This window comes from Nocardia yunnanensis, assembly GCF_003626895.1.
Taxonomy (GTDB): domain Bacteria; phylum Actinomycetota; class Actinomycetes; order Mycobacteriales; family Mycobacteriaceae; genus Nocardia; species Nocardia yunnanensis.
Window position 1 is genome coordinate 138940 of the sequence record NZ_CP032568.1, and the last position, 24111, is coordinate 163050.

Genomic DNA, 24111 nt, shown 5'->3' on the forward strand with positions numbered 1-24111 from the left:
CGAATGTCTGAGCGTCTACGACGCCATCAAATTGCGCCGTGACGTCCGCGCCGAATTCTCCGGCGAGGTGGTGGACGACGACACCCTGCTGCGCATTCTCGAGGCGGCGCATCGCGCCCCCAGCGTCGGCAATTCCATGCCCTGGGATTTCGTGGTGCTGCGGGATCCCGCCACGCTGAGCGCATTCGCCGGCCATGTGGCGGAAAAGCGCCGGCAATTCCATGATTCGCTGCCCGCCGACCGCGCGGAGACCTTCAATCCCATCAAGATCGAGGGCATTGTCGAGAGCGGCACCGGCATCGTGGTCACCCACAATCAGGCCCGCGGCGGCACCCATGTGCTCGGGCGCGCCACGGTCCCCGAGACCGGCATCTACTCGACCATCCTGGCCATCCAGAACCTGTGGCTGGCCGCGACCGCGGAGGGCGTGGGCGTCGGCTGGGTCAGCTTCTACGACGAACCCTTCCTTACCGACCTGCTCGACCTGCCGCCCGGGGTGAAACCCGTGGCCTGGCTCTGCGTCGGCCCGGTGCGCGAATTCCAGCGGGTGCCCGATCTGGAACGTTTCGGCTGGCGCACCCGCCGCCCCCTCGAATCCGCCGTCCACTGGGACAAATTCACGCCCCGCTCGGACGACTAGTCCGCCAGGCCGCCGGTGAGCCGGCGGGTCACCTCGGCGGCGAGTTCCGCACCGGTGGCCTCGCGCAGCGCTTCCACCAGCCCGGCCCGATGGACGTCGCCGCGGGTCAGGAAGCCCGCCTCGATCAAACCTTCGATCGGGCTGACCCCGTAGGTGCGGCTGAACGCGATGACGGTCTCGGCCACCGGGGAATCACCGCTCAGATGCCGCGACACCCGCATCTGGTTGGTGCCCATGCGCGCGGCGATGCCTCGATCGCTGTCACCGTGCGAGACCATCTGCTTCCATTCCCGGAATGCCACAGGGAAATTGTGTGCCGCGGGCGTTTCGGGCGGCAATCATTTCCCGCGCGTCGGCGGGTCTAGCGCAGCGCGTCGGCCGGGCGGTGCCCGATGACCGCGTAATCGTCCAGGGTCACCACCGGATCGCCGGAATCCTGTTTGCCGGTGATGGTGATGGTGCCGGTGAACACGTCGCCCTGCGTGAGCTTGCCGACGGCGGGCGGCGCGAGTTCCACGCGCGCACCGTCGATCGTGTAGTAGTCCGTCGGCCCGCCGTTGACGAAGGCCAGGGTCCACACCGCCGCATCGGAATACACCAGCCCGTACACCGTATGCCGTTCCCCGGCATGGGATTGCGCGTCGCGCAGCCGCTGGGTGAGATCGTGATCCGTCGCCGGTGCCCCACTGTCGGAACCGGTCACCGGCAGCGGCAACGCCGCGGCCGACGCCGCATCGCCCAGCACGCCCAGAGCGCCGAGACCGGTCGCGAACACGAATGCCGCGGCCCCGGCCATTGTCCGTTCGACCATGTTCGCCTCCGCTCAGCTCGTTTCGCCTGGGGTACCCATTCGACCCCAGCCTGCCACCGCCGATTTCGGCCTACACCGCCCGCGCCACCCCGAACCGCACCCTCACCTGCACGAAGGCTCGATCACGCCGCCGCGCCCCCAACGGCGCAATCGGGTCGATCCCCCCGGAATCTCGCGCGGGCGCTGTGGGGTCGCGCGGATGCCGCGACGGTCTACACCATGACCCAGCGCCGTTGGATATGCCGGTGGCGGCCGGCGACCACGCGGGTGGTGATGGCCGGGGCCCGCGCTCACCGCCGGTGTCTCGGCGGCAACGCCCCGGCCTGCCCTCGCTCAGACGCGCTCGAGCACTGCTGATGCGCCGATGCCGCCGGCCGCGCAGATGCCCAGGAGGGCCGTGGATTTTCCGGTCAGGGCGAGTTCGTTGGCCATGGTGGTGACCATGCGGGCGCCGGTCGCGCCGAAGGGGTGGCCGAGTGAGACCGAGCCGCCGTGCACGTTGAGGGTGGCGGGGTCGATCTGGCCGACGGCGGTGTCGCGGTCGAGGCGGGTCTTGGCCCATTCGTGGCTGGCGAGCGCCGAGACGACGGAGAGGGTCTGGGCGGCGAAGGCCTCGTGGATGTCGACGAAATCGATGTCGGCCAGCGACATTCCGGCCTTGTCGAGGGCGTGCGGCATGGAGATGGCGGGGCCGATGAGCACCTGATCGCGCGGGTCGACGCTGACGAAGCTCCAGGAGCGGAAGGCGGCCAGCGGTTGCAGGCCGAGTGCGCGCGCCTTCTCCTCGCTCATCAGCAGCACCGCGGCCGCGCCGTCGGTGAGGGGGCTGGCATTGCCGGCGGTGACGGTGCCGTTCTCGGCGAAAACCGGTGCCAGCTTGGAGAGTTTGGCCAGGCTGGTGTCCCGGCGGACCAGTCCGTCGCGGGTGACCGACCCGCCGTCGGGGGTGGCGACGCTCAGCACCTCGCGGTCGAACCGGCCCGATTCGATGGCGGCCGCGGCCCGATGATGCGAGGTGGCGGCGAAGGCGTCCTGCGCGCCGCGCGAAATGCCGTGGATGCGAGCCATTTTCTCGGCCGACTCGCCCATCACCTCGCCGGTGGTGCGCTCGGCGATCTGGGGCCGCCGCGGCAGCAGATCGTAGAACGGCGCGAGTTGTGTTGCGGCCGTGAGGTAGTCCTTGGCCTTGGGCTTGCCCAGCGCCAGCGGCGCGGCCGCGTGCACCACCTTCTGCGGCAGTTTGACCTCGGCATTGCTGGTGGAGTCGCTGCCGCCGGCGATCATGATGTCGTACTCGCCGCGCTCGATGGCGGCGGCCGCGGACACCACCGCCTGCAGGCCGGACGCGCAGGCGCGCGTGACGGTGTAGCCCTCACAACCCGGGTCCAGTGCCAGGTCCAGGGCGATCTCGCGCGCGATGTTCGGCGCCGCGCTGGGCAGGATCACCCCGCCCCAGACGATGGCCTGGACGTCGGTCTTGGGCAGACCGGTGCGTTCCAGCAGTCCCCGCACGGCGGTGTCGGCGAGGTCGATGGAGTCCATCCGCGTGAAATCGGTGAATGCCCGCACGAAGGGGGTTCGCGCCCCGGCGACGATGACAGCACGGCGAGCGCCTGGTTTAGCCATGAGCCAGTTTTAACTGATACATCGCGTCACAGCAAGAGCGATGAGGTCACACCGGAAGGTCGAGTCACACCGAAGGATCATGGTCGACCGGGGCCTGTCCCGAGACCCCGGCCGAAAGGGGGTGGATTGTGCGGCACTCTCGAGAGAGTTGTTCCCGCTTCGCTAGGCGAGCCTGATGAGCCCGTAGTCGAAGGCGTGGCGCCGATAGACGACCGACGGTCGGTCGGTCTCCTTGTCCTGGAACATGAAGAAATCGTGGCCGACGAGCTCCATCTGGTAGAGGGCGTCATCGACCGTCATGGGGATCGCCGGGTGCTGCTTGACGCGCACGACGTGGCCGGGACCGGCGTTTTCGCCGTCCGTCTCGGTGGCCGAATGATCGTGGGCGGCATCCCCGTTCGAGGCGAACAGGGATTCGTCGAGCAGCCCCGCGGTCGCCTGCGACACCGAGATCGGCGTCTTGTCCCCGTGATGGACGCGGCGGCGGTCCTTGAGCCGGCGCAATCGGCTCTCCAGCTTCTCGACGGCCGACTCGAGGGCGGCGTAGAAGGAGTCCGCGCAGGCTTCGGACCGGACGACCGGACCCTTGCCGCGGGCGGTGATCTCTATGCGCTGGCAGTTCTTGCGTTGACGACGATTGCGTTCGTGGGTGAGCTCCACATCGAACAGATAGATGGAGGGGTCGAAACGCTCCAGTCGAGAGAGCTTGTCCGACACGTGAATTCGGAAATGGTCGGGAACTCCACCCTCACCGAGGGTCCTTCCCTTGACCACGACGTCCGCATTGGTTGCCCTCGGGGGAATGGATTCATCGGGGATGAATTCGTCATCGAGCAGCACCGCGGTGTCTGCGTTCTTCGCTGAGACTCGTGAAGTGGTCGTCACGCGTACCTCCCGGATCTGGCCGCACAAGCCGCTCGTGCGGCGGGATTGAAACGTGTGCCGATCGAATGATTCGCTCGGCACATAATGTCCGAGGCGCCACCTCCAAACTTGCGGTTCGGGTGTCTGATCGCCAACCTAGTGCGCCAGCGACCTGTCCGCCAGTGTTCACGCAAATTTCGAAGAATCAAGCCGCGCAGGTAACCAGCACGGCACGAACAGTCACATCCGCCTCAGCCAGCGCACGCACCGATTCACGCACCGTGGCACCTGTGGTCAACACGTCATCGATCAGCACTACCTCGGCATTTGCCGGAAACAGGGCGCCCGGCGGGCGGGTGGTGGCTACGATGATCCGCCCGCGCAGATTGTGCTGGCGATCGGCGTGTCCCAGGCCCACCGAGTCACGCACGCCTGGTCGCATGCGCAACAGCCGTACCAGTCGGCAACCCGGTAGCCAACTCGCCGCGACGCTTCCGGAACGCGCCACCGGATCACCGCCCCGGACGCGCGCCGCGGCGCGCCGGCTGGGCGCGGGGATCAGCACCAGCGGGCGGCCGGTGTCGCGCAAACGATCCAGTCCCCTGGCCATCGCGAACCCCAACGGCTTCGTCAGGTCCCGGCGGCAATGCTCCTTGACGGCCAGCACCGCCGCGCGCGGCGCCCCGCGGTAGGGACCCAGCGCCCAGCACGGCACCCCGGGATCGGCGCGCGGGCGGATGCGCAGCGGCGGACCCGACAGCGCGTCCGCGCACCGGGCGCACCACGCGGCGCCCGCCCGGCCGCACCCGCCGCAGGCGCGCGGCAGGATCAGATCCAGCAACTCCCCCATGCCCCCAGTGTGCGCCTACCCGGGCAGCACCGGGACCGCGTTGGCCCCCAGTCCCGGAACTTCGCGCCAGTAGTCCTCGCGCCCTTCGGGATTGCGGGTCAGCTCCAGCACCGCCCGCGAGTCGGCGACGTACTCCTGATCCGGCGCGGCGCTCACCACCCGCACCGGCGGGGTCAGGTTCTGCGAGGTCTGGGATTTGAATTCGGAACCGTCGACGAGCACGCCGGCCACCGGATCGACATTGCCGTCCCGGCCCACCATGACCTTCTCGTCGGTGAGCCAGTCGATGGTGACCGCGGGCGTGCTCAGCCCGATGGCCAGCGGCAGCGGCGAGGTCAGCGCGAACTTCCCATTGGCCTGCGGCACCACCACCGCCACGTACACCTTGCCGTTGGCGATGAGCGCGGCCCGCGCCCCGGACGGCGAGATGCGCAGCTCGGTGATCGGGGCGCGCGGCGAGGACGAATTGGCCGCCGCCGCGACCAGTTCCGCGATGTCGACGTCCTGCACCGACACATTGCCGGTGGCGCGGTCGTGCACGGCCCGGATCACCCGGTCGCCGTCCACCACCGACCACGCCGAGCCGCCGTCGGCGGGCCACGACGGCCGGGTGAAGGTGCCGCCGGTGGCGACCGGGAACCCGCCCTGCCCGTCGTAGGTGCCGATGATCAGCGTGCGTTCGGGTTCGGGATCGGGGCGACCGGATTTGGCGACCGCCGCCACCAGCTGCCCGTCGGGCGAGAGTCCCACCGATTGCAGGGTGTGGGTGGTGCCGAAGAAGCCGGGGGCGGGCGCGATTCCGCTGTCGGTGACCGCGACCAGCGACCCGTCGCGCACCGCGTGCAGCCCGATCCGGTTGCGCCCGACCACATCCGGACTCTTGGCGTCCACGTCGGAGCGCTGCCAGCCGTTGGCGAACTTGTCGTCGAGCGGTTTGCCGTCGGCATTGAGCAGATACGGCCCGGCCACGTCGGCGCTGGAGAGGGTCAGCACCACCTGCGCCGCCATCAGGTCGCGGGTGGGTTGATCGAGCGCGGCCGCGCCCGAGAAGTCCACGCCCACACCGCCACCGCCGACGCCGACGTTCTCCGGATCGCCGTTGGCCTTGGTGATCTGCCCGCGCACGGCCACCGGCGCGCCCATCGGATTGCGCACCGCCGGCGACAGCGCGGTCTGCGGCCCCGCGCTCAGCAGGCCCAGCAGCCGCTGCGCGAGCTGGTCCTTGCGCACCGAGATCCAGCGCAGATCGGGCACCATGGCCACGCCGGCCGGGTTGGGGAAGAACAGCGAATACCGGTGGTAGGACTTGGCGAACGCGGTCTGTTCGACGATCACCCCGGAGGGCAGATCCTTGACCCGCCACTGACCGTCGACCTTCTCCATATCGATCTTGGTCTCCAGGGTGCCGTCCGCGGCCCGGTAGGAACCGTCCGCGGCGAGCTCACCGATCTTGCGCGCCCGGATCACATAGGTGGCGTTGTCACCGGTGCGCGATTCGCGCAGCGTGTTGGGCTGCGAGTCGACGATGGTGGTGGTGGCCGCGTCGTCCCACTGCGTATTCGCCGCCGGCGAGAGGAATTGCCGGGCCGCCTGGTGCCGGTCGCTGGGATCGGCGGTGGCCTGCAGGAAGTCCAGCAGCAGCTGTTCGGGTTCGCGCCCGGCGATGGGCGGGGTGGGCGCGGTGCTGGTGGGCTGATGGTCGAGGCTGCCCAGCGCCTGCGGCGCCGAGGAGTCCGGCAGGCTCGCGCACGCCGACAGCAGCCCCAGGCAGCACAGGGCGACCAGAGCACGCCGGAGGCGGGCTGTGGGAGCCGTCATGACTGGCCGTCCGGACTGGACGAGGCCGACGGGAATTCCGGTGTGATGGAATCGAATCCGGCCTCACCGTTGGGCGTGGCCGCCGGCTCCGCCGGGCCCGGCTCCAATTCCAGTGGCGCGGGCGCGGATTCCAGCACCGCGGCCGCCGAGGCGATGGCCTCGGGTGTGGCGTCCGAGCTCGCGATGTCGAGCGCCAGCTGTTCGGGTGAGACCGCGCCGCGAATCTTGGGCGGTTCCAACGACAGTGGGCTGGGCCCGAGCTTGCGCCCGCGCACCAGCGGCAGCGTGAGCCGGAAGCTCGCGCCCACGCCGATCTCGCCCCAGGCCTCGAGCTTGCCCTCGTGCAGGTTGGCGTCCTCGACGCTGATGGACAGGCCCAGCCCGGTGCCGCCGGAGCGCCGCATGCGGGAGGGGTCCGAACGCCAGAAGCGGTTGAACACCAGCTTCTCCTCACCGGGCCGCAGGCCGACGCCCTGATCGCGCACCACGATGGACACGGCGTTGGCGTCGCTGTCGCCGCGCATGCGCATCAGGACGGGTTTGCCCTCGCTGTGGTCGATGGCATTGGCGAGCAGATTGCGCAGCACGCGTTCGACGCGGCGCGGATCCACCTCGGCGACCAGCGGTTCCTCAGGCATGTCGACCACGAGTTCCACGCCGGACTCCTTGGCCAGGTGCCGCACGGTGGAGACCGCGGCCCGCGCGCACATGCGCACGTCCAGCGATTCCACCTGCAGTTCGGCCACACCCGCGTCGTGGCGGCTGATCTCGAGCAGATCGTTGAGCAGGCCCTCGAAGCGATCGAGTTCGTTGACCAGCAGTTCGGCCGAACGCGCCAGCGCCGGGTCCAGGTCGTCGCTGGATCCGTGGATGAGGTCGGCGGCCATGCGCACGGTGGTCAACGGCGTGCGCAGCTCGTGGCTGACGTCGGAGGTGAAGCGTCGCTGCAGATTTCCGAACTCCTCGAGTTGGGTGATCTGGTTGGACAGGCTTTCGGCCATCTCGTTGAACGACATGGCCAGCCGCGCCATATCGTCCTCACCACGCACCAGCATGCGCTCCTTGAGCCGCCCGTCGGCGAAGCGACTCGCGATGCGCGCCGCGGACCGGATGGGCAGCACCACCTGCCGGGTCACCAGGGCGGTGATGGCGGCCAGCAGCACCAGCAGCACGATGCCGCCGATGAGCATGGTGCCGCGCATGAGCGACAGGCTGCGTTGCTCGTTGGTGAGCGGGAAGATCAGATAGATCTCCAGGGAATCGATATCGGCCGAGGGGCTGCCGATGATCAGCGCCGAGCCCTTGTACCCATCCGGGCTGGAGACCGTCGCGAACTGATAGGAGACCTGCCGCTGTTTGACGAATTGCCGTAGCTCGGTGGGGATTTCCTGGATGGCGCCGGAGGTGATCTCCTGCCCGGTGTCCCCCGTCATGGCCAGGGCGGCCTCGTAACTGCCTGCGGCGCCGCCGGTTTGGGTCCCGCCGGCGCTGGAGAACAGCGCGCGGCGGGCATCGTCCAAACGGCTCTGCTGGGTGCCCGAGTCGTGCACACCGGTCAGTTGGTTCTGAACGGTGTTGCGGGCGCGGCCCATTTCCTCGACGGCCGCGTTGATCTTCGCGTCCAACAACCGGTCGGTGATCTGACTCGTGAGCACGACGCCCAGAATCGTGATGACGATCAACGACAGGGTGAGGGTGGACACGACGACGCGCAACTGCAGCGAACGCCGCCATACATGACCCAGTTGCTCGCCGAGATTGCGGAACCAGGCCACCACTACCGCCAGCAACCGCTGAACGCGGTTTCTGGAACCAGCGATCACGGCGGTCCGGCCTTGTAGCCCACACCTCGCACGGTCAGCACGATCTCAGGGTTCTCGGGATCCTTCTCCACCTTGGCGCGCAACCGCTGCACGTGCACGTTGACCAGGCGGGTATCGGCGGCATGCCGGTAGCCCCAGACCTGTTCGAGCAGCACCTCGCGGGTGAACACCTGACGCGGCTTGCGGGCCAACGCCACCAGCAGATCGAATTCCAAGGGAGTCAGCGAGATCTGCTGACCGCCGCGAGTCACCTTGTGCGCGGGCACATCGATGACGATGTCGGCGATGGACAGCAGTTCCTGCGGCTCCTCCTCGGTGCGGCGCAGGCGGGCCCGCACTCGAGCGACGAGTTCCTTCGGCTTGAACGGCTTGACGATGTAATCGTCGGCGCCGCTTTCCAAACCCAGGACGACGTCGACCGTATCGGTCTTCGCCGTCAGCATCACGATGGGCACTCCCGAATCGGCTCGCAGCACCCGGCACACGTCGATGCCGTTCATGCCGGGCAGCATGAGATCCAGCAACACGAGATCCGGGCGCAGCTCCCGGACCGCGGTCAGCGCCTGCGTGCCGTCACCGACGACGTGAGGGTCGAAACCCTCACCCCGCAAGACGATCGTGAGCATCTCCGCGAGAGCCATATCGTCGTCGACGACCAGAATCTTCGGCTTCATAACGTCTAGTTTGTCACCTCTCCGGCTCTGATTCGGCCGCCACGCCAACACTCGTGACCTGTCGGCGCACATCCAACCCTATCCAGCAACAATTTCCGCGAGGCGCGCGGCCAATGTTGCCGGATCGTCACCGGTCCGATGCACCCACCAGCTTCCACGCCAGTTGATTTCGGCCAGCTCACGATAGACAGTACCGGTGCGCCGCTGCAGTTCCCCGTCTTTCTCATAGGAGTCCAGAGCACGCGCTGTGTCGGCCGCGCCGCGCAGGCGAGCGCGCTCCTCGGCCACATCGACCGGGACATCCAGAAGAATCTGGATATTCGGGGCGGGCAGTCCGAAGCGTTCGAACTCCAATTCCGCCACCCAGGAGACGATTTCGCCGCGCGCGTCCTGCCGCGACCGGGCCGCGGAATAGGCGGCATTGGAGGCCACGTAGCGGTCCAGTAACAGGATGTCGTTGTCCGCCAGCAGTTTCGAGAGTTCGTCCCGCGCCTCGGCCCGGTCGAGGGCGAACAGCAGCGCCATGGCGTTCACGGACTGGGCGGTATCTCCATGACCGCCGCGCAGCGCCTCGGCGGCGAGGTCGGCGTGCACGGACACCCCGTAGCGCGGAAACGCGAGGGTGGCGACCCGCAGGCCGCGGGCGACCAGATCGGCGACGACAGCATCGGTCAACGTGCGCTTACCCGCGCCGTCGAGCCCTTCTATCGCGATCAGTGCACCCATGCAGGGGAGAGTACCGAACCCCCGCGACGGGCCGGCCACGGCTGCCCCGCAATACCACCGGCCCCGCGAACAACCCGCGCAAATTCGAAACGCACGCCAGTCAACTCTTGTAGGGTCCGAGCCAATAACCCCTGCAAGGAGCACAACCTGATGAAGTCTCGCTTCGCCTATTCGCTGACCGCCGCCGCCCTCACCGCGGCCGCGCTCTCCGCCGCCGGCACCGCCGCCGCGGCCCCGGTCACCCTCGATCCCGTCGCCGCCAACTCCGGCTCGTCGGTCCCCTCGGGCTCCGGCGGCTCCGGCTCGAGCAATGTCGGCGGCACCGGCTCCAGCGCCGGCGAGCTGATCAACGCGGCCATCTGCACCATCCAGGGCAAGACCTGGGTCCCCCTGCTGGACATCTGCGTCTAGCGCCGGCGGACCGGGAACCGGTCCCCGCCAACGACATTCGGCCGGTCACCCACGGTGACCGGCCGAATTGTTCAGGTACTACCGGCGATTGCGCTCAGTAGCGGTAGTGGTCGGGCTTGAAGGGGCCCTCCACGTCGACGCCGATGTACTCGGCCTGATCCTTGGTGAGCTTGGTCAGGGTGCCGCCGAGGGCCTCGACGTGGATCTTGGCGACCTTCTCGTCGAGGTGCTTGGGGAGGCGGTAGACCTCGTTGTCGTACTCGTCCGGCTTGGTCCACAGCTCGATCTGCGCGATGACCTGGTTGGAGAACGAGTTCGACATCACGAACGACGGGTGGCCGGTGGCGTTGCCCAGGTTGAGCAGGCGGCCCTCCGACAGCACGATGATCGACTTGCCGGACTCCTTGAACGTCCACAGGTCGACCTGCGGCTTGATGTTCAGCCGGTCCGCGCCCGAGCGCTCCAGGGCGGCCATGTCGATCTCGTTGTCGAAGTGGCCGATATTGCCCAGGATGGCCTGGTCCTTCATCGCCTTCATGTGGTCGAGCAGGATGATGTCCTTGTTGCCCGTGGAGGTGATGACGATGTCGGCGTCGCCGATGGCCTGCTCCACGGTGACCACGTCGAAGCCGTCCATCAGCGCCTGCAGCGCGTTGATCGGGTCGATCTCGGTGACCTGCACGCGCGCGCCCTGCCCGGCCATCGATTCCGCGCAGCCCTTGCCGACATCGCCGTAGCCGCAGATCAGCACCTTCTTACCGCCGATGAGCACGTCGGTGCCGCGGTTGATGCCGTCGATGAGCGAGTGGCGGGTGCCGTACTTGTTGTCGAACTTCGACTTGGTGACCGAGTCGTTGACGTTGATCGCCGGGAACGACAGCTCACCCGCGGCCGCGAACTGGTAGAGCCGCAGCACGCCGGTGGTGGTCTCCTCGGTGACGCCCTTGACCGAGTCCGCGATCGTGCCCCACTTGGTGGCGTCGGCCTCGAGGCTGGCGCGCAGCAGGTTCAAGAACACCTTGAATTCGGCCGAGTGGGTCTCGTCCTCCGGCGGCACCACGCCCGCCTTCTCGTACTGCGCGCCGCGCAGCACCAGCATGGTGGCGTCGCCGCCGTCGTCGAGGATCATGTTGGCGGGCTCGCCCGGCCAGGTCAGCATCTGCTCGGCGGCCCACCAGTACTCCTCGAGGGTCTCGCCCTTCCAGGCGAAAACCGGAGTGCCCTTGGGCTCCTCGACGGTGCCGTGCGGACCGACCACGACCGCGGCGGCCGCGTGGTCCTGGGTGGAGAAGATGTTGCAGGACGCCCACCGCACCTGGGCGCCTAGCGCGACGAGGGTCTCGATCAGCACGGCGGTCTGCACCGTCATGTGCAGCGAGCCCGAAATCCGCGCACCCTTGAGCGGCTGCACATCGTGGTACTCGCGACGCAGCGCCATCAGGCCCGGCATCTCGTGCTCGGCGAGGCGAATCTCCTTGCGGCCGAACTCGGCCAGTGACAGGTCCGCCACCTTGTAATCGATGCCATTGCGGACGTCAGCGGTCATCTTGCTGGACACAGCGCTCGTCATCTGCCTCTCCTGGTCGGCTGGTTCCCCCAAACCCTACGCGGCCGCCCGGTACTCGTACGCGGCGAGGATGCGCTCTCGCTTGCGCGGTTGGATATTGGCCTGGCTGACATCACCCGCGTAATGCTCGAGCAGTCGCGGGTCCATGATGATGCGCCACAGCGGCGGGAACAAGGCGAGCACGATCATGGTGGCGTAGCCCGCCGGAAGCTGCGGCGCCTCCTCGGAGGTGCGCAGAGTCTGGTACCGGCGTCCCGGATTGGCGTGATGATCGCTGTGCCGCTGCAGATGGAACAGGAAGATATTGGTGACCAACCGGTCGGAGTTCCAGCTGTCGCGCGGCGAGCAACGCGCCCAGCCGCCGTTCGGCCGGCGCCGCCGCAGCAGGCCGTAATGCTCGACGTAGTTCACGGTTTCGAGCAGTGCCGCACCGATCACCGCCTGCAGCACCAGATACGGCAGGATCCGCAGTCCGTAAATCGCCAGCAACGCGCCGAACAGGACAGCGGTCATGGCCCACGCCTGGAGGATGTGGTTGTGCACGCTGAACCAGCGGTGCCCCTTGCGCTTCAGCCGCTCGCGCTCGATGTGGATAGCCGAGCGGAAACCGCCGATCACGCTGCGCGGCAGGAACTCCCACAGCGACTCCCCCATCCGGGCGCTGGCCGGATCCTCCGGGGTGGCGACGCGGGCGTGGTGGCCCTTGTTGTGCTCGACGAAGAAATGCCCGTACGCCGACTGCGCAAGCGCGATTTTCGAGAGCCAGCGCTCCAGATGCTCCACCCGGTGCCCGAGTTCGTGCGCGGCGTTGATGCCGATGCCGCTGACGAAGCCCAGCGTCGCCGCCAGCCCCAGTTTGTCGACGACCGAGAGGGCGTCCCCGGACCACATGTAGGCGGCAATGATCAACCCGGACAGCTGAACCGGGAGGAACATATAGGTGCACCACCGGTAATACCGGTCTTTGGAGAGCAGCTCGTAGTCCTCGTCGCGCGGATTGGTGCCGTCTTCCCCAACGACCCAGTCCAGCACCGGAATGACGATCAGCACGATGATCGGTCCGATCCACCAGAACACCTCGAGCTTGGTGTACAACACCAGCTGCGACGGCAACAACGCACTCATGGGCGCGATCAACCCCAGCACCCACAGGTGGCGTTTCGGATCCGGCGAACCCGACCGTTTGCCAGCCATTTGCACAATTGCCCCGCTAATTTTCTACCTCATCCGACACCGCAGCTACATATCTTGAAACGTAGTCCCTGTTACAGCACGCCGTCAGACCCAAAGGTGGCAACCGTTACATCATGAGCAGTCGGTTCTCGAGCGGCGGCCCATGTGGCACCAGTCACCTGACCCCATTGGCAAACCGGTGGCGTAACCCCAATCAGCGCAACCACACATATCGCACCTGTGGCCGACCGGTTCGACCGTAGTCGGTTCGGCGTTCCACCACGCCGTCTTCGGCGAGACGCTCCAGGTAGCGCCACGCCGTCACTCTGGAAACACCGACCGCCCGGCCCGCTTCGCCCGCCGACACCCCGCCCGCCGCGGCCCGCACCGCCCGCGACACCTCGTCCATCGTTTGGGGCGCAATGCCTTTCGGCAGGGTGGCGCGCTGGTCGGGCGTGCGCAGCACCCCGAAGGCCCGGTCGATGTCCTGCTGCGAGATCGCGGCCTCCCCGGCCGGCAGCGCCGCCCGGTATTCCAGATAGCGTTCCAGCTTCTCCCGAAAAGCCGCGAAGGTGAACGGCTTCAGCAGATACAGCACCACACCGTGCGAGACGGCCGCGCGCACCATGGCCAGATCCCGGGCGGAGGTGACGGCGATGACGTCGGGTCGCGGCCGCAGGCCGGCCAGGGCCGCCGCGACCGCCAGGCCGCTCATATCCGGCAAGCCGATGTCCATCAGCACCAGATCGACGGGCACGCCGGCAGATTGTGACCTTTTCGCGATCGAAATCGCTTCGCGGCCTGTATGAGTCACCGACACGACTTCGAAGCCGGTCAGTCGGTCTACATAGGAGCGATGTGCCGCAGCGATTTTCGGCTCGTCCTCCACGATCAGCACCCGGATCACTGGGAAAACCTCACTGTCACCGCGGATTCCGGCTCGCGCCGGGCGCGCAGTTCGCCGCCGTGCCGGGCCACCAGCCGCCGCACCAGCGCCAGCCCCAGCCCGTAGTGGTCGGTCTTGGTCGAGTACCCGCGCTCGGTCGCGCGGGTGAACAGCTCCTCCGACATGCCGGGCCCGCTGTCGGCCACCCGCACGAACAGCTCCGACGAACTCGCGGTGTCGTCGCGGCGCACCGTCACCTCCACCCACGCGTCCTCGTCGTGCCCGACCTCGTCGAGCGCGTTGTCTATGAGATTGCCCAGCAGCGTGACCATCTCGTGCGGGGTGAGCGGATCGGCGCTGTCGAGCTGGGTGTCGCCGGTGACGGTCAGCTCCACCCCGCATTCCGCGGCGCGCTCCACCTTGCCCAGCAGCAGCGCCACCACCGCGGGCTCGGCCACCGATCCGGTGAGCCGGTCGATGAGCGACTGCGACAGTTCGAGTTCCGCGGTCGCGAAGTTCACCGCCTCCTCGGCCCGGCCCAGTTCCACCATCGTCACCACCGCGTGCAGCCGGTTGGCCGCCTCGTGCGCCTGGGCGCGCAGCGACTCCGCGAACCCGCGCACCGAATCCAGTTCACCCAGCACATCCCGCAATTCGGTGTGATCGCGCAGGGTCAGCACGGTGCCGATGCGCCGGCCCCCGTGCTCCACCACATCCTGGTTGACCACCAGCACCCGGTCCGGCGTCACGTGCATCTCGTCGCGCACCACCCCGGCGCCCAAGCGCTGCAACGACACCGGCAGATCCGCGCGCCGCACCGGTCCCGCCGGCAGATCCAGCAGGGTGCGCGCCCGATCGTTGACCACCTCGGCCACCTCACCGGACCGATCGAACACCAGCAGCCCCTCGTGAATCGAATGCAGCACCGCGTCGTGATGCTCGTACATGGCGCGCAGCTCGCCCGGACCCAGCCCGTGCGTCTGCCGTAACAGCCTGCGCCGCAACAACAGTGAGCTTCCCGTCGCCAGCAGCAGCCCGCCCAGCGCCGCCACCAGGATGATCGGCAGCTGCTCGCGCACCTGCTCGCCGATATGGGTGCGGGTGACCCCCGCCGACACCAGCGCCACGATCCGCCCGTCGGCGTCCCGCACCGGCGTGACCGCCCGGATCGACGGCCCCAGGGTGCCGGTGAAGGTCTCGGTGAACGTCTGCCCCGCCAGCGCGCGATCGATATTGCCGCTGAACGGTTTTCCGATCTGCGCCGGATCGGTGTGGGTGTAGCGGGTCCGGTCCGGCGCCATCACCACGATGAAATCCATGCCGGTGGCCCGGCGCAGCGCCTCGGTCACCGGTTGCAGCACCGCGGTCGGGTCCGGTCCGCGCACCCCGGCCAGCGTCGACGGCGCTTGCGCGACCGCCACGGCCGTGTCGGTGACCTCGGCTCGGGTGGCGTCGTCCTGGGCGCGGCGGGTCTGCAGCACCGCGAGCACCGCGCCCGCCGCGATCACCACCGCCAGCATCAGCACCTGTACCGCGAACACCTGCCCGGCCAGGGTCCGCCGGGCCCGGGTACCTCTCACGACTCCTCCGGGTACTTCATGAACATAATTTACGAAAGAGTGACCGCCGTCACTTCGCCATCCAGTATTTCTGCTGAACACCCCCACCCCGGAGGCACCAGCACGATGAGCGACAAGACCATACGACAGCGGCGCGACCGAACCCACTGGCTGTACCTGGCCGTCATAGCCGCGGTGCTGGCGGGCATTCTGGTCGGCTGGCTGGCTCCCGGATTCGGCAAGGGCGTCGGCGAACTCGGCACCCTGTTCGTGAACCTGATCAAGATGATGATCGCGCCGGTCATCTTCTGCACCATCGTGCTGGGCATCGGCTCGGTGCGCGCGGCCGCCAAGGTCGGCAAGGTCGGCGGCCTGGCCATCGGCTACTTCCTGATCATGTCGACGGTCGCGCTCGGCATCGGCCTGCTGGTCGGCAATCTGCTGCATCCCGGCTCGGGCCTGAACGTGGCGGCGCACGCGAAGGAGGTCACCAAGTACGCCACCGACGCCAAGGCGGCGGGCGGCACCTGGCAGTTCCTCGAGGACATCGTGCCGACCACGCTGCTGTCCTCGCTCACCTCGGGCAAGGTGTTGCAGGCGCTGTTCGTGGCGCTGCTGGTCGGATTCGGCATCCAGGCCATGGGTTCGGCGGGCGAGCCGATCCTGCGCGGGGTCGCCTCGGTCCAGAAACTGGTCTTCCGGATCCTGACCATGATCCTGTGGCTGGCCCCGCTCGGCGCGTTCGGCGCGATGGCGAACGTGGTGGCGCGCACCGGACTCGACGCGGTCAAGCAGCTGGCGCTGCTGATGGTCGCCTTCTACCTGACGTGTGTGGTGTTCATCTTCGGGGTGCTCGGGGTCCTGCTGCGAACCGTCACGGGCGCTTCGATTTTCAAGCTGGTCCGCTACCTGGCCCGCGAGTACCTGCTCATCTTCGCCACCTCCTCCTCGGAGTCGGCGCTGCCCCGGCTGATCGCGAAGATGGAGCATGTCGGCGTGGACCGCACCACCGTGGGCGTGGTGGTGCCGACCGGCTATTCGTTCAACCTCGACGGCACCGCCATCTACCTGACCATGGCGACGCTGTTCGTGGCCGACGCCATGGGCAAGCCGCTGGCCTGGCACGAGCAGCTCGGCCTGCTGCTGTTCATGATCGTGGCCAGCAAGGGCGCGGCCGGGGTCACCGGCGCGGGCCTGGCCACGTTGGCCGGCGGACTGCAGAGCCACCGGCCGGAATTGCTCGACGGCGTGGGCCTGATCGTGGGTATCGACCGGTTCATGTCGGAAGCCCGTGCGCTGACCAACTTCTCGGGCAACGCGGTCGCCACGCTGCTGATCGGCACCTGGACCAAGACCATCGATCCGGCCCGCGTGACCGCGGTGCTCGATCGCCGGATCCCGTTCGACGAGGCGCTGATGGTCGAGGACCACGCGCCCGCCGTCGAACCCCGCAAAGACCTGGTTCCCGCCTGAACCAACCCCCGGGCGGAACCGGGACCGCCGGCGCGTTTCCCCCCGTGCGCGCCGACGGAACCCGCACAGACCCTGGTGCTAGACGCCGATCGCGTCCAGCGCCAGGGTCGCGGCGATGGCATGCGCCAGCTCCGCGCCCTTGATCTCGAAATGCCGGGTGAAGTAGGCCAGGTGCTCACCGTGCTCGTGGAAGTGATGCGGGGTCAGCACCGCCGAGAACACCGGCACATCGGTCTCCAGCTGGACTCGCATCAGCGCGTCCACGACGGTGGCGGCCACGAAATCGTGCCGGTAGATCCCGCCGTCGACCACCAGCGCGACACCGGCGACCGCGGCGTAGGCACCGCTTCCGGCCAATCGCTTGACCTGCAACGGGATTTCGAAGGCGCCGGGCACCTCGATCACCTCGACCTCGGTGTACCCCTGGTCGAGCAGCCCGGCCTTGGCGGCCGCGACGGCCTGATCGACGATCTCGCCGTGCCAGCGCGCGGCGACGAGGGCGATGCGATTCGACTTGGGTGACATGGGATTTCCTCCTGTTCGCGATGTCACCCAGGGCATAGACGCGAACAGGCCCATCCGCGCGGGCGGATGTGCCGGTGCCGCGTTCTCTTTCATCCGGACTGTGACCGTCGGCCCCGGGATCACACCGGAATCTGCTCGACCCAGGCGATCGGTGTCGCCTGGCGCTCGCGGGCTCGTGCGTTCCGGATCGTTCCGGATGCCATTACCGCCGGTGGGGAATTCCACCCCGCCCTGAGAACGTGTACGTACCGGACAGTAACACGCGATCCCGGGGCGGGGTAAGGGATGGACTCACTCAGCGCAAAAGCACATCCGCGCCGTCCGGCAGGCCGTCCACCGGCCACCACGCCAGGTCCGTGGACTCCGAACTGCGCACGGGGACCGCGCCTTCCGGCGCTTTGATCTTGAACAGCAGATCCAGGTGACGGGTCGGCACGCCGAGCGAGCAGGTGATGGGATGCGCCTGCGCCCCATACAGACCGGGTTCGAGCGCCAGCCCCGCGATACCCGACTCCTCGGTCGCCTCGCGCAGGGCCGCGGCCGCGACCGTATCGTCGGATTCCTCGCAGTGCCCGCCCAGCTGAATCCACCGGCCCACGCGCGGATGCAGCGTCAGCAGCACCTGGCTCTCGTCGTGGGAGAGCACGATCGCGGACGCGGTGATGTGCCCTGCGGCGTGCTCGCGCAGGCAGCCCCGCGGCGCGGAGCCCAGGAACGCCAGCATGGCCTCCCGCAGCGACGCCTCCGGACCCGTTGCCGGGGACCAGGTTTCGAGCAGTTCGGTCGCGGACTTGTGCAGCGATTCGGCGCTCACAGTTCGACCAGCCCGGCGCCCGGCTCGCGCGCCTCACGGGCCGCCAGCTCCTCGAGCGGATAGCCGATGGCGATGGCGCCCAGCGGGTTCCAGTCGGCCGGCAGCTCCAGCACCTCGCGGGTCACCTCGGGCGCGAAGATGGTCGATCCGATCCAGCAGCTGCCGACGCCGCGCACGGCCAGCGACACCAGCAGCCCCTGCACGGCCGCGCCGACCGCGACGGTGAACATGGTGCGCTCGGCCGCGCGCCGCGTCTCGTCCGGATAGTCGTGCGCGCCGTCGGGCACGCAGAACGGCACGATCACCTCGGGGGCGTCGAACAGGATGCGGCCGCGCGCGATTCGCTTCTCGATGCTCTCCGGGGTCTTGCCGTCCGCAGTGAGGTCGACCCGCCACTTCGCGGCCATCGCCTCGAGCAACCGCTCGCGCTTGGCCCGATCCCGCAGCCAGACGAACCGCACCGGGTGCGTGTGATGCGGCGCGGGCGCGGTCAGCCCCGCGGCCACCGCTTCCCGGATGAGCTCGGGCGGCACCGGGACCTCCGCGAACTGCCGCACCGAGCGCCGCAGCGGCACGGCCTGGGTGCGACCGAGTTCGATGGCCTCCGCGGTGCCGAGCCAGAACAGATCCTCCTCGCCGGTGCGCAGCAGATCCGCCGCCGACGAGCCGTCGTCGGTGTACTCGAAGCCGCGCACCACCGCGATCGGCACGCCGCCGAGCTTGCCCTTCACCAGATCCGCCGCGGCGGCCAGCTCGTCGGCCACCGCCACCAGCGTCACCTGCAGTTCGTTGCCCTGACCGTCGACCGCGCCGTTGTAGTCGTGCATGACCCGCAGTCCCGAGGACCCGATGGCCGCGTCGATCTGCCCATTGCGCCAGGCCCGGCCCATGGTGTCGGTGATGACCACGGCGACCCGGACCCCGAGCCGCTCGGCCAGCGCCGTGCGCAGCGCCTTGGCGGAGGCGTCCGGATCCACCGGCAGCAGGACCAGTTCGCCCTGTTCCACATTCGAGCCGTCGACGCCGGAGGCGGCCTGCACGATACCGAGCTTGTTCTCCGTGATGAGGGTGCGGTTCTTGCGCGCCAGCACCCGGACCGACTCCGACAGCACCAGCTCCCGGCGGGCGGCGTCGCGCTCCTCGGGATCGGCGGGCACCTCGACGATGCGGCCCTCAGCCTTGGCGACGATCTTGCTGGTCACCACCAGCACGTCCCCGTCCTGCAGCCAATCGGCCTGTGCCGCAATGGCTTCGGCGAGGTCGTCGCCGGGACGGAACTCGGGCAGGCCCGTTATGGGCAGAATGCGTAGCTCGCCGCCGGCGGCGTGATCCGTTCCCACTGTCACGGAATCCATTGTCACGGCTTGACTCCCGCGATATCCAGGGCCTCGCGCACCATCTCGGCGGTGGCGGCGGGGTCGGTCATCAGCAGGGGAATCGCCCGCACCTCGACCCCCGGAACGTCGGCGGTGTCCCCCGTGTGGACGAGCCAACCGTCCAGAATCCCTGTGCCACTGCGTGCCCCGTAGTAATTGCCCACCGCCTCCGCGGTCGTCTCCACGCCGATCACCGACAGGCACTCGTCCGCCATGCCGCGCAACGGCTTTCCGCCGATCACCGGCGACAGCCCGATCACCTTGGCGTCCGTTGTGCGCAGTGCGCCCCGAATGCCGGGAACCGAAAGGATCGCTCCCACACTGACAACCGGGTTGGAAGGGGCCAGCAGCACGACGTCAGCGGACTCTATGATTTCCGTCACACCGGGGGCTGGTTTCGCCGCATCCGCCCCAATAGTCACGAATCCATGGGTCTCGACGTTCGCTCGATACCGGACCCACCACTCTTGGAAATGGATCGCGCGGCGTTCGCCAGGGTTCTCCGGGTCGCCGATAACGACATGCGTTTCACAACGATCGTCGGTTGCCGGAAGCAGTTTCACACCCGGTTGCCACCGATTGCAGAGCGCCTCGGTGACCGCCGAGAGCGGGTATCCCTGACGCAGCATTTCGGTGCGGATGAGATGGGTCGCGATATCCCGGTCCCCCAACCCGAACCAATCGGGCTGCGCGTTGTATTTCGCCAGCTCCTCTTTGGCGTGCCAGGTCTCGTTCGCGTGCCCCCAGCCGCGTTCGGGATCGATGCCGCCACCCAGGGTGTACATGCAGGTGTCCAGGTCAGGGCAGATGCGCAGCCCGTGCATCCAGACGTCGTCGCCGACATTGACGATGGCCGTGAGGTCCGCGCCGGGCAGCAGTTCGCGCACGCCCATCAGGAACCGCGCGCCGCCGACTCCGCCGACCAGTACGGCGATCCGCAGGCCGGTGCCGGGCGCGGTGTCCGCTTGTTCTCGAGTCACATCCGCACAGCCTATGCGTTCGGTGTGGGATGCCCGATAACAGATCATTTGCTGTGAATTTGCTGTTTGATCTGCGGGAACTTGGGTAAGAGGGGCCGGAGATGGTAACGGAATTGCTTCGGCAGCTTGACCATCGACGCTCCCGGCGTGTCTAATCACAGGCATGTCATTCCGGGTCCGCGTGAGAGTGCAAGGCGCGGACGGGTTTTCGAACAAGCGTTCGCACGGGAGTGACTCGAGTTCGGGGATGGCCGCGGGACTACGCCGCGGTGTTGGGCCGTCGGTGGGATCGGCTCCGGCGGATTAATCATTCTGCGCTAACACACAGTGAGGAGGCGGAGCGATGGCCGATGAGCTGGCCCCGTCGGGCATTCCAGGCGGTGTATCGCAAACCGATTCCACGACTGGCGCAGCACCTGACTTCTGCGCCGACGATCGGAACGGATACGAGGGGGGTGAACCGATGACGACCGCCCGGCCGGGGGGCGGACAGTGGGCGAGAGCCGCCTACCAGCCCGAGCCACCGCGGCTGAGCCTGATCGTCACCGGTGCCGAGGATATGTTCGACAGTTTCTCGCGCGGCGGTCGCCAGCTGACCGAAGCCGAACAATGGCAGGAACGGGCCCTGTGCGCCCAGACCGACCCGGAGGCGTTCTTCCCCGAGAAGGGCGGCTCGACCCGGGAGGCCAAGCGCATCTGCATGGGCTGCGAGGTCCGAGACGAGTGCCTGGAATACGCGTTGGCCAACGACGAGCGCTTCGGCATCTGGGGCGGCCTCAGCGAACGCGAACGCCGCCGCCTCAAGCGCGGAATCATCTGAGAAGCGCTCCCCCGCCTCCCCGCGACTTCAGCGGGCGGCTTGGGAGCCGTGGACCGCTGGCGACCCGTGCCAGCGGTAGGAGCCGAAACAATCGTGGACGTACCCGGTGAGTTACCCCGAACTCACGAGATCAGTTGTTACGAAACGTAGTTCGGGGGGTTGGCTGTCGGCGCCTATTCCGGTTCCGGGTCGATGGTGTCCGGGTCCACGCCCAAATAGGTCGCGATCTGTTGCACGAGGACCTCGCGCAGCAGGTCGACCAGATCGTCCGGATCCTGTGCGCGTAGCTCCAAAGGCTTGCGGAACAACACGATTCGGGCTCGGGTCGCCATGCCGTAGCGGTCCACGCCGGCCGGGATGAGGCGGGAGAGCGGGACCGGGCCGTCGGCCACCACCTCGTCGGGCCAGGTCACCGAATCCGGATGCAGCGGACGGATTTTCGGCACGTCGTCCACGGCGATGTCGAGCTTGGTGAGCTGCTCGTGCCAGCGGCTCTCCAGGGGCGCGAACGCCTCCAGCACCAGCCGGTCGAACTCCTGGCCGCGGGTACGCCGAGCCGGCACCGTCGGCGGCAACATCGGCCCGCGCACACCCCGCCCGCGGCGGATCACCGACCGCGCGGTGGGCGGCCGCCTCTTACGTGAACGGGTCATGCTCTCTATCTTGCCCTCCGCTTCGCTCCGGGGGGTTCGCGACCCTGTTACCCCGGTCTTCCCTCCTCCGCTCCTCCGCTTCGCTCCCCCGCTCCAAGGCGGAGGTCTATCAAGCCGCGGTCCAGACCGGGGCGGGCCGCGAACTTCGGGTGAAGGCGCTACTGAGACGGGGCTCATTGCGCGTGTCTGTGTCCACGACCCCGTGAGGGGGGTTACCCTGCTTGGCGTGATCCCCATGCGTCGTTGCTGCCGTCCAGGCTGCAAGAACCCGGCCGTCGCGACGCTGACCTATGTGTACTCCGACTCGATGGCAGTCGTGGGCCCGCTGGTCACGGTGGCGGAACCACACTCCTGGGACCTGTGTGAAACGCATGCCTCCCGGATCACCGCGCCCAAGGGGTGGGAGTTGGTCCGGCACGAGGGCGGGTTTTCCAGCTCCACCCCCGACGACGACGATCTGACCGCCCTGGCCGAGGCCGTCCGCGAGGCCGGATTGCGCCGCCGCACACCGGAACCCGACCCGCGCGGCTACAGCGATTACGCGCCCGCGCCGCAGCGTCCCACCCGCCCCGGCCGCACCGGCCGCAGGGGCCATCTACGCGTCCTACCGGATCCCCCGAGCTGAGCGCGACCTACTAGGGTGGTTCCCATGACAGTCGCCCGGTCCGCCGAGTCCGTTCAAGCAGTCATCAAGGCATACGACGTTCGAGGAGTGGTCGGCGAGCAGATCGACGCGGACTTCGTCCGGGACGTCGCCGGCTCCTTCGCCCGGCTGATGCGCTCCGAAGGCGCGCAGCGCATCGTCATCGGTCACGATATGCGCGACTCCTCCCCCGGCCTGGCCGCCGCCTTCGCCGACGGCGTGCTCGCCCAGGGCCTGGACGTGGTCCACATCGGCCTCGCCTCCACCGACGAGCTGTACTTCGCCTCCGGCCATCTGGATTGCCCCGGCGCCATGTTCACCGCCAGCCACAATCCGGCCAAGTACAACGGCATCAAGATGTGCCGCGCCAAGGCGCTGCCGGTGGGGCAGGACACCGGCCTGGCCACCATCAGCGACGAGGTCGTCGCCGGCGTCCCCGCGTTCGACGGCCCGCGCGGCAGCGAGACCCGCGAGGATCTGCTCGGGGCCTACGCCGAATTCCTGCACAAGCTGGTCGATCTGAGCGGCTCGCGCCCGCTGCGCATCGCGGTGGACGCGGGCAACGGCATGGGCGGCTACACCGTGCCCGCCGTGCTGGGCACCCTGGCGCAGTTCACCATCGAACCGCTGTTCTTCGAACTCGACGGCTCCTTCCCCAATCACGAAGCCAATCCGCTGGATCCGAAGAACCTGGTGGATCTGCAGGACCACGTCCGCAAGACCGGCGCCGACATCGGCCTGGCCTTCGACGGCGACGCCGACCGCTGCTTCGTGGTGGACGAGAAGGGCGACCCGGTCGCCCCCTCCGCCGTCACCGGTCTGGTGGCCGAGCGGGAGCTGGCCAAGGAGCCGGGCGCGACGGTCATCCACAACCTGATCACCTCGAAGGCCGTGCCGGAGTTGGTGACCGAGCTCGGCGGCACCCCCGTGCGCACCCGCGTCGGCCACTCGTTCATCAAGCAGCAGATGGCCGCCACCGGCGCCATCTTCGGCGGCGAGCACTCCGCGCACTACTACTTCCGCGACTTCTGGGGCGCCGACTCCGGCATGCTGGCGGCCCTGCACGTGCTGGCCGCGCTGGGCGAGAAGGATCGCCCGATGTCGGAATTGGCTTCCGCGTATGCAACATACGCGTCCTCCGGAGAGATCAACTCCACAGTGGCGGATGCCAAGGAGCGCACCCAAGCGGTCCTGGAGGCCTTCGGCACCCGAGCGAAGTCGGTCGATCGGCTGGACGGCGTCACGGTCCAACTGGCCGACGGCGCGTGGTTCAACCTGCGCGCCAGCAACACCGAGCCGCTGCTGCGGCTCAATGTCGAGGCGCGATCGCAGGAGGAAGTAGACGCACTCGTGACCGAGATCCTGAGCATCGTCCGCGCCTGACTGGAATAGTGGAATC

Annotated in this window: 24 protein-coding genes and 1 riboswitch; of the genes, 6 read left to right on the plus strand and 18 right to left on the minus strand. The window is 68.2% G+C overall.

What is annotated here, in order from left to right; translation table 11 throughout:
- The first annotated feature begins 7 nt into the window (after positions 1-7).
- Positions 8-640: a 5,6-dimethylbenzimidazole synthase gene (gene bluB / locus D7D52_RS00590; protein ID WP_120743672.1), complete on the plus strand. Its 633-nt coding sequence runs from the start codon at positions 8-10 to the stop codon at positions 638-640.
- Here the strand turns inward: bluB and D7D52_RS00595 are convergent.
- The 9 genes from D7D52_RS00595 to D7D52_RS00635 form a co-directional block, all read right to left on the minus strand.
- Positions 637-942 (minus strand): hypothetical protein, encoded by a 306-nt coding sequence (locus D7D52_RS00595; RefSeq protein WP_120734566.1) that lies wholly within the window; start codon positions 940-942, stop codon positions 637-639. The two genes, bluB and D7D52_RS00595, sit on opposite strands and share 4 nt — an antisense overlap.
- A 59-nt stretch (positions 943-1001) precedes the next feature.
- Complete coding sequence (locus tag D7D52_RS00600) at positions 1002-1451, minus strand: hypothetical protein (protein ID WP_162958104.1); 450 nt, start codon at positions 1449-1451, stop codon at positions 1002-1004.
- A gap of 333 nt (positions 1452-1784) precedes the next feature.
- Positions 1785-3077 carry an acetyl-CoA C-acyltransferase gene (locus D7D52_RS00605; RefSeq protein WP_120734568.1) on the minus strand — a complete coding sequence of 431 codons (1293 nt, stop codon included), beginning with the start codon at positions 3075-3077 and terminating at the stop codon, positions 1785-1787.
- Between the two features lie 162 nt (positions 3078-3239).
- Positions 3240-3914 (minus strand): ribosome hibernation-promoting factor, HPF/YfiA family, encoded by a 675-nt coding sequence (hpf, locus tag D7D52_RS00610; RefSeq protein ID WP_425464647.1) that lies wholly within the window; start codon positions 3912-3914, stop codon positions 3240-3242.
- A gap of 232 nt (positions 3915-4146) precedes the next feature.
- The gene (locus D7D52_RS00615; RefSeq protein ID WP_120734570.1) at positions 4147-4791 is read right to left on the minus strand and encodes a ComF family protein; all 645 of its coding nucleotides are present in this window, start codon (positions 4789-4791) and stop codon (positions 4147-4149) included.
- A gap of 15 nt (positions 4792-4806) precedes the next feature.
- Positions 4807-6609 (minus strand): MtrAB system accessory lipoprotein LpqB, encoded by a 1803-nt coding sequence (gene lpqB, locus D7D52_RS00620; RefSeq protein WP_120734571.1) that lies wholly within the window; start codon positions 6607-6609, stop codon positions 4807-4809.
- Positions 6606-8432: an MtrAB system histidine kinase MtrB gene (gene mtrB, locus D7D52_RS00625; RefSeq protein ID WP_120734572.1), complete on the minus strand. Its 1827-nt coding sequence runs from the start codon at positions 8430-8432 to the stop codon at positions 6606-6608. Before mtrB ends, lpqB begins: the two co-directional genes overlap by 4 nt.
- On the minus strand, positions 8429-9106 hold the full coding sequence (gene mtrA / locus D7D52_RS00630) for an MtrAB system response regulator MtrA (protein ID WP_029931579.1): 678 nt from the start codon (positions 9104-9106) through the stop codon (positions 8429-8431). Before mtrA ends, mtrB begins: the two co-directional genes overlap by 4 nt.
- A gap of 78 nt (positions 9107-9184) precedes the next feature.
- A complete protein-coding gene (locus D7D52_RS00635; protein ID WP_120734573.1) occupies positions 9185-9832 on the minus strand; it encodes a dTMP kinase in 648 nt (215 codons plus the stop codon).
- A 150-nt stretch (positions 9833-9982) separates the two neighbouring features.
- On the opposite strand from D7D52_RS00635, the gene D7D52_RS00640 reads away from it, so the two are divergent.
- Entirely contained in the window at positions 9983-10243 is a 261-nt protein-coding gene (locus D7D52_RS00640; RefSeq protein WP_120734574.1) for a hypothetical protein, read from the plus strand.
- 94 nt (positions 10244-10337) lie between these two features.
- Here the strand turns inward: D7D52_RS00640 and ahcY are convergent, their stop codons facing one another.
- From ahcY to D7D52_RS00660, 4 genes are all read right to left on the minus strand, one after another.
- Positions 10338-11813, minus strand: coding sequence for an adenosylhomocysteinase (gene ahcY, locus D7D52_RS00645; RefSeq protein WP_120734575.1), 1476 nt, complete (start codon positions 11811-11813; stop codon positions 10338-10340).
- 33 nt (positions 11814-11846) lie between these two features.
- The gene (locus D7D52_RS00650; RefSeq protein ID WP_120734576.1) at positions 11847-13004 is read right to left on the minus strand and encodes an alkane 1-monooxygenase; all 1158 of its coding nucleotides are present in this window, start codon (positions 13002-13004) and stop codon (positions 11847-11849) included.
- A 193-nt stretch (positions 13005-13197) separates the two neighbouring features.
- Positions 13198-13890: a response regulator gene (locus D7D52_RS00655; RefSeq protein ID WP_120734577.1), complete on the minus strand. Its 693-nt coding sequence runs from the start codon at positions 13888-13890 to the stop codon at positions 13198-13200.
- A complete protein-coding gene (locus tag D7D52_RS00660; RefSeq protein ID WP_120743673.1) occupies positions 13887-15389 on the minus strand; it encodes a sensor histidine kinase in 1503 nt (500 codons plus the stop codon). Before D7D52_RS00660 ends, D7D52_RS00655 begins: the two co-directional genes overlap by 4 nt.
- A 165-nt stretch (positions 15390-15554) precedes the next feature.
- Between D7D52_RS00660 and D7D52_RS00665 the strand changes: the two genes are divergently transcribed.
- The gene (locus D7D52_RS00665) at positions 15555-16901 is read left to right on the plus strand and encodes a cation:dicarboxylate symporter family transporter (protein ID WP_120734578.1); all 1347 of its coding nucleotides are present in this window, start codon (positions 15555-15557) and stop codon (positions 16899-16901) included.
- 78 nt (positions 16902-16979) lie between these two features.
- On the opposite strand, the gene D7D52_RS00670 is transcribed toward D7D52_RS00665, so the two are convergent.
- From D7D52_RS00670 to cofD, 4 genes are all read right to left on the minus strand, one after another.
- Positions 16980-17426, minus strand: a complete 447-nt coding sequence (locus D7D52_RS00670; protein ID WP_120734579.1) for a 6,7-dimethyl-8-ribityllumazine synthase — start codon at positions 17424-17426, stop codon at positions 16980-16982.
- A gap of 77 nt (positions 17427-17503) precedes the next feature.
- Positions 17504-17669: riboswitch (FMN riboswitch) on the minus strand.
- A gap of 52 nt (positions 17670-17721) precedes the next feature.
- Positions 17722-18240, minus strand: a complete 519-nt coding sequence (locus tag D7D52_RS00675) for an NUDIX hydrolase (protein ID WP_120734580.1) — start codon at positions 18238-18240, stop codon at positions 17722-17724.
- Positions 18237-19586, minus strand: a complete 1350-nt coding sequence (locus D7D52_RS00680) for a coenzyme F420-0:L-glutamate ligase (protein WP_342775225.1) — start codon at positions 19584-19586, stop codon at positions 18237-18239. The genes D7D52_RS00675 and D7D52_RS00680 overlap by 4 nt, the downstream gene beginning before the upstream one ends.
- A gap of 11 nt (positions 19587-19597) precedes the next feature.
- The gene (gene cofD / locus D7D52_RS00685; RefSeq protein WP_187703176.1) at positions 19598-20557 is read right to left on the minus strand and encodes a 2-phospho-L-lactate transferase; all 960 of its coding nucleotides are present in this window, start codon (positions 20555-20557) and stop codon (positions 19598-19600) included.
- Between the two features lie 598 nt (positions 20558-21155).
- On the opposite strand from cofD, the gene D7D52_RS00690 reads away from it, so the two are divergent.
- Positions 21156-21416, plus strand: a complete 261-nt coding sequence (locus tag D7D52_RS00690; RefSeq protein ID WP_187703177.1) for a WhiB family transcriptional regulator — start codon at positions 21156-21158, stop codon at positions 21414-21416.
- 173 nt (positions 21417-21589) lie between these two features.
- Here D7D52_RS00690 and D7D52_RS00695 read toward each other — a convergent pair whose 3' ends face one another.
- A complete protein-coding gene (locus D7D52_RS00695) occupies positions 21590-22069 on the minus strand; it encodes a metallopeptidase family protein (protein ID WP_162958105.1) in 480 nt (159 codons plus the stop codon).
- 235 nt (positions 22070-22304) lie between these two features.
- On the opposite strand from D7D52_RS00695, the gene D7D52_RS00700 reads away from it, so the two are divergent.
- On the plus strand, positions 22305-22694 hold the full coding sequence (locus tag D7D52_RS00700) for a DUF3499 domain-containing protein (RefSeq protein WP_425464648.1): 390 nt from the start codon (positions 22305-22307) through the stop codon (positions 22692-22694).
- Positions 22695-22718: 24 nt separating this feature from the next.
- On the plus strand, positions 22719-24095 hold the full coding sequence (locus D7D52_RS00705) for a phosphomannomutase/phosphoglucomutase (RefSeq protein ID WP_120734586.1): 1377 nt from the start codon (positions 22719-22721) through the stop codon (positions 24093-24095).
- Positions 24096-24111: the final 16 nt, after the last annotated feature.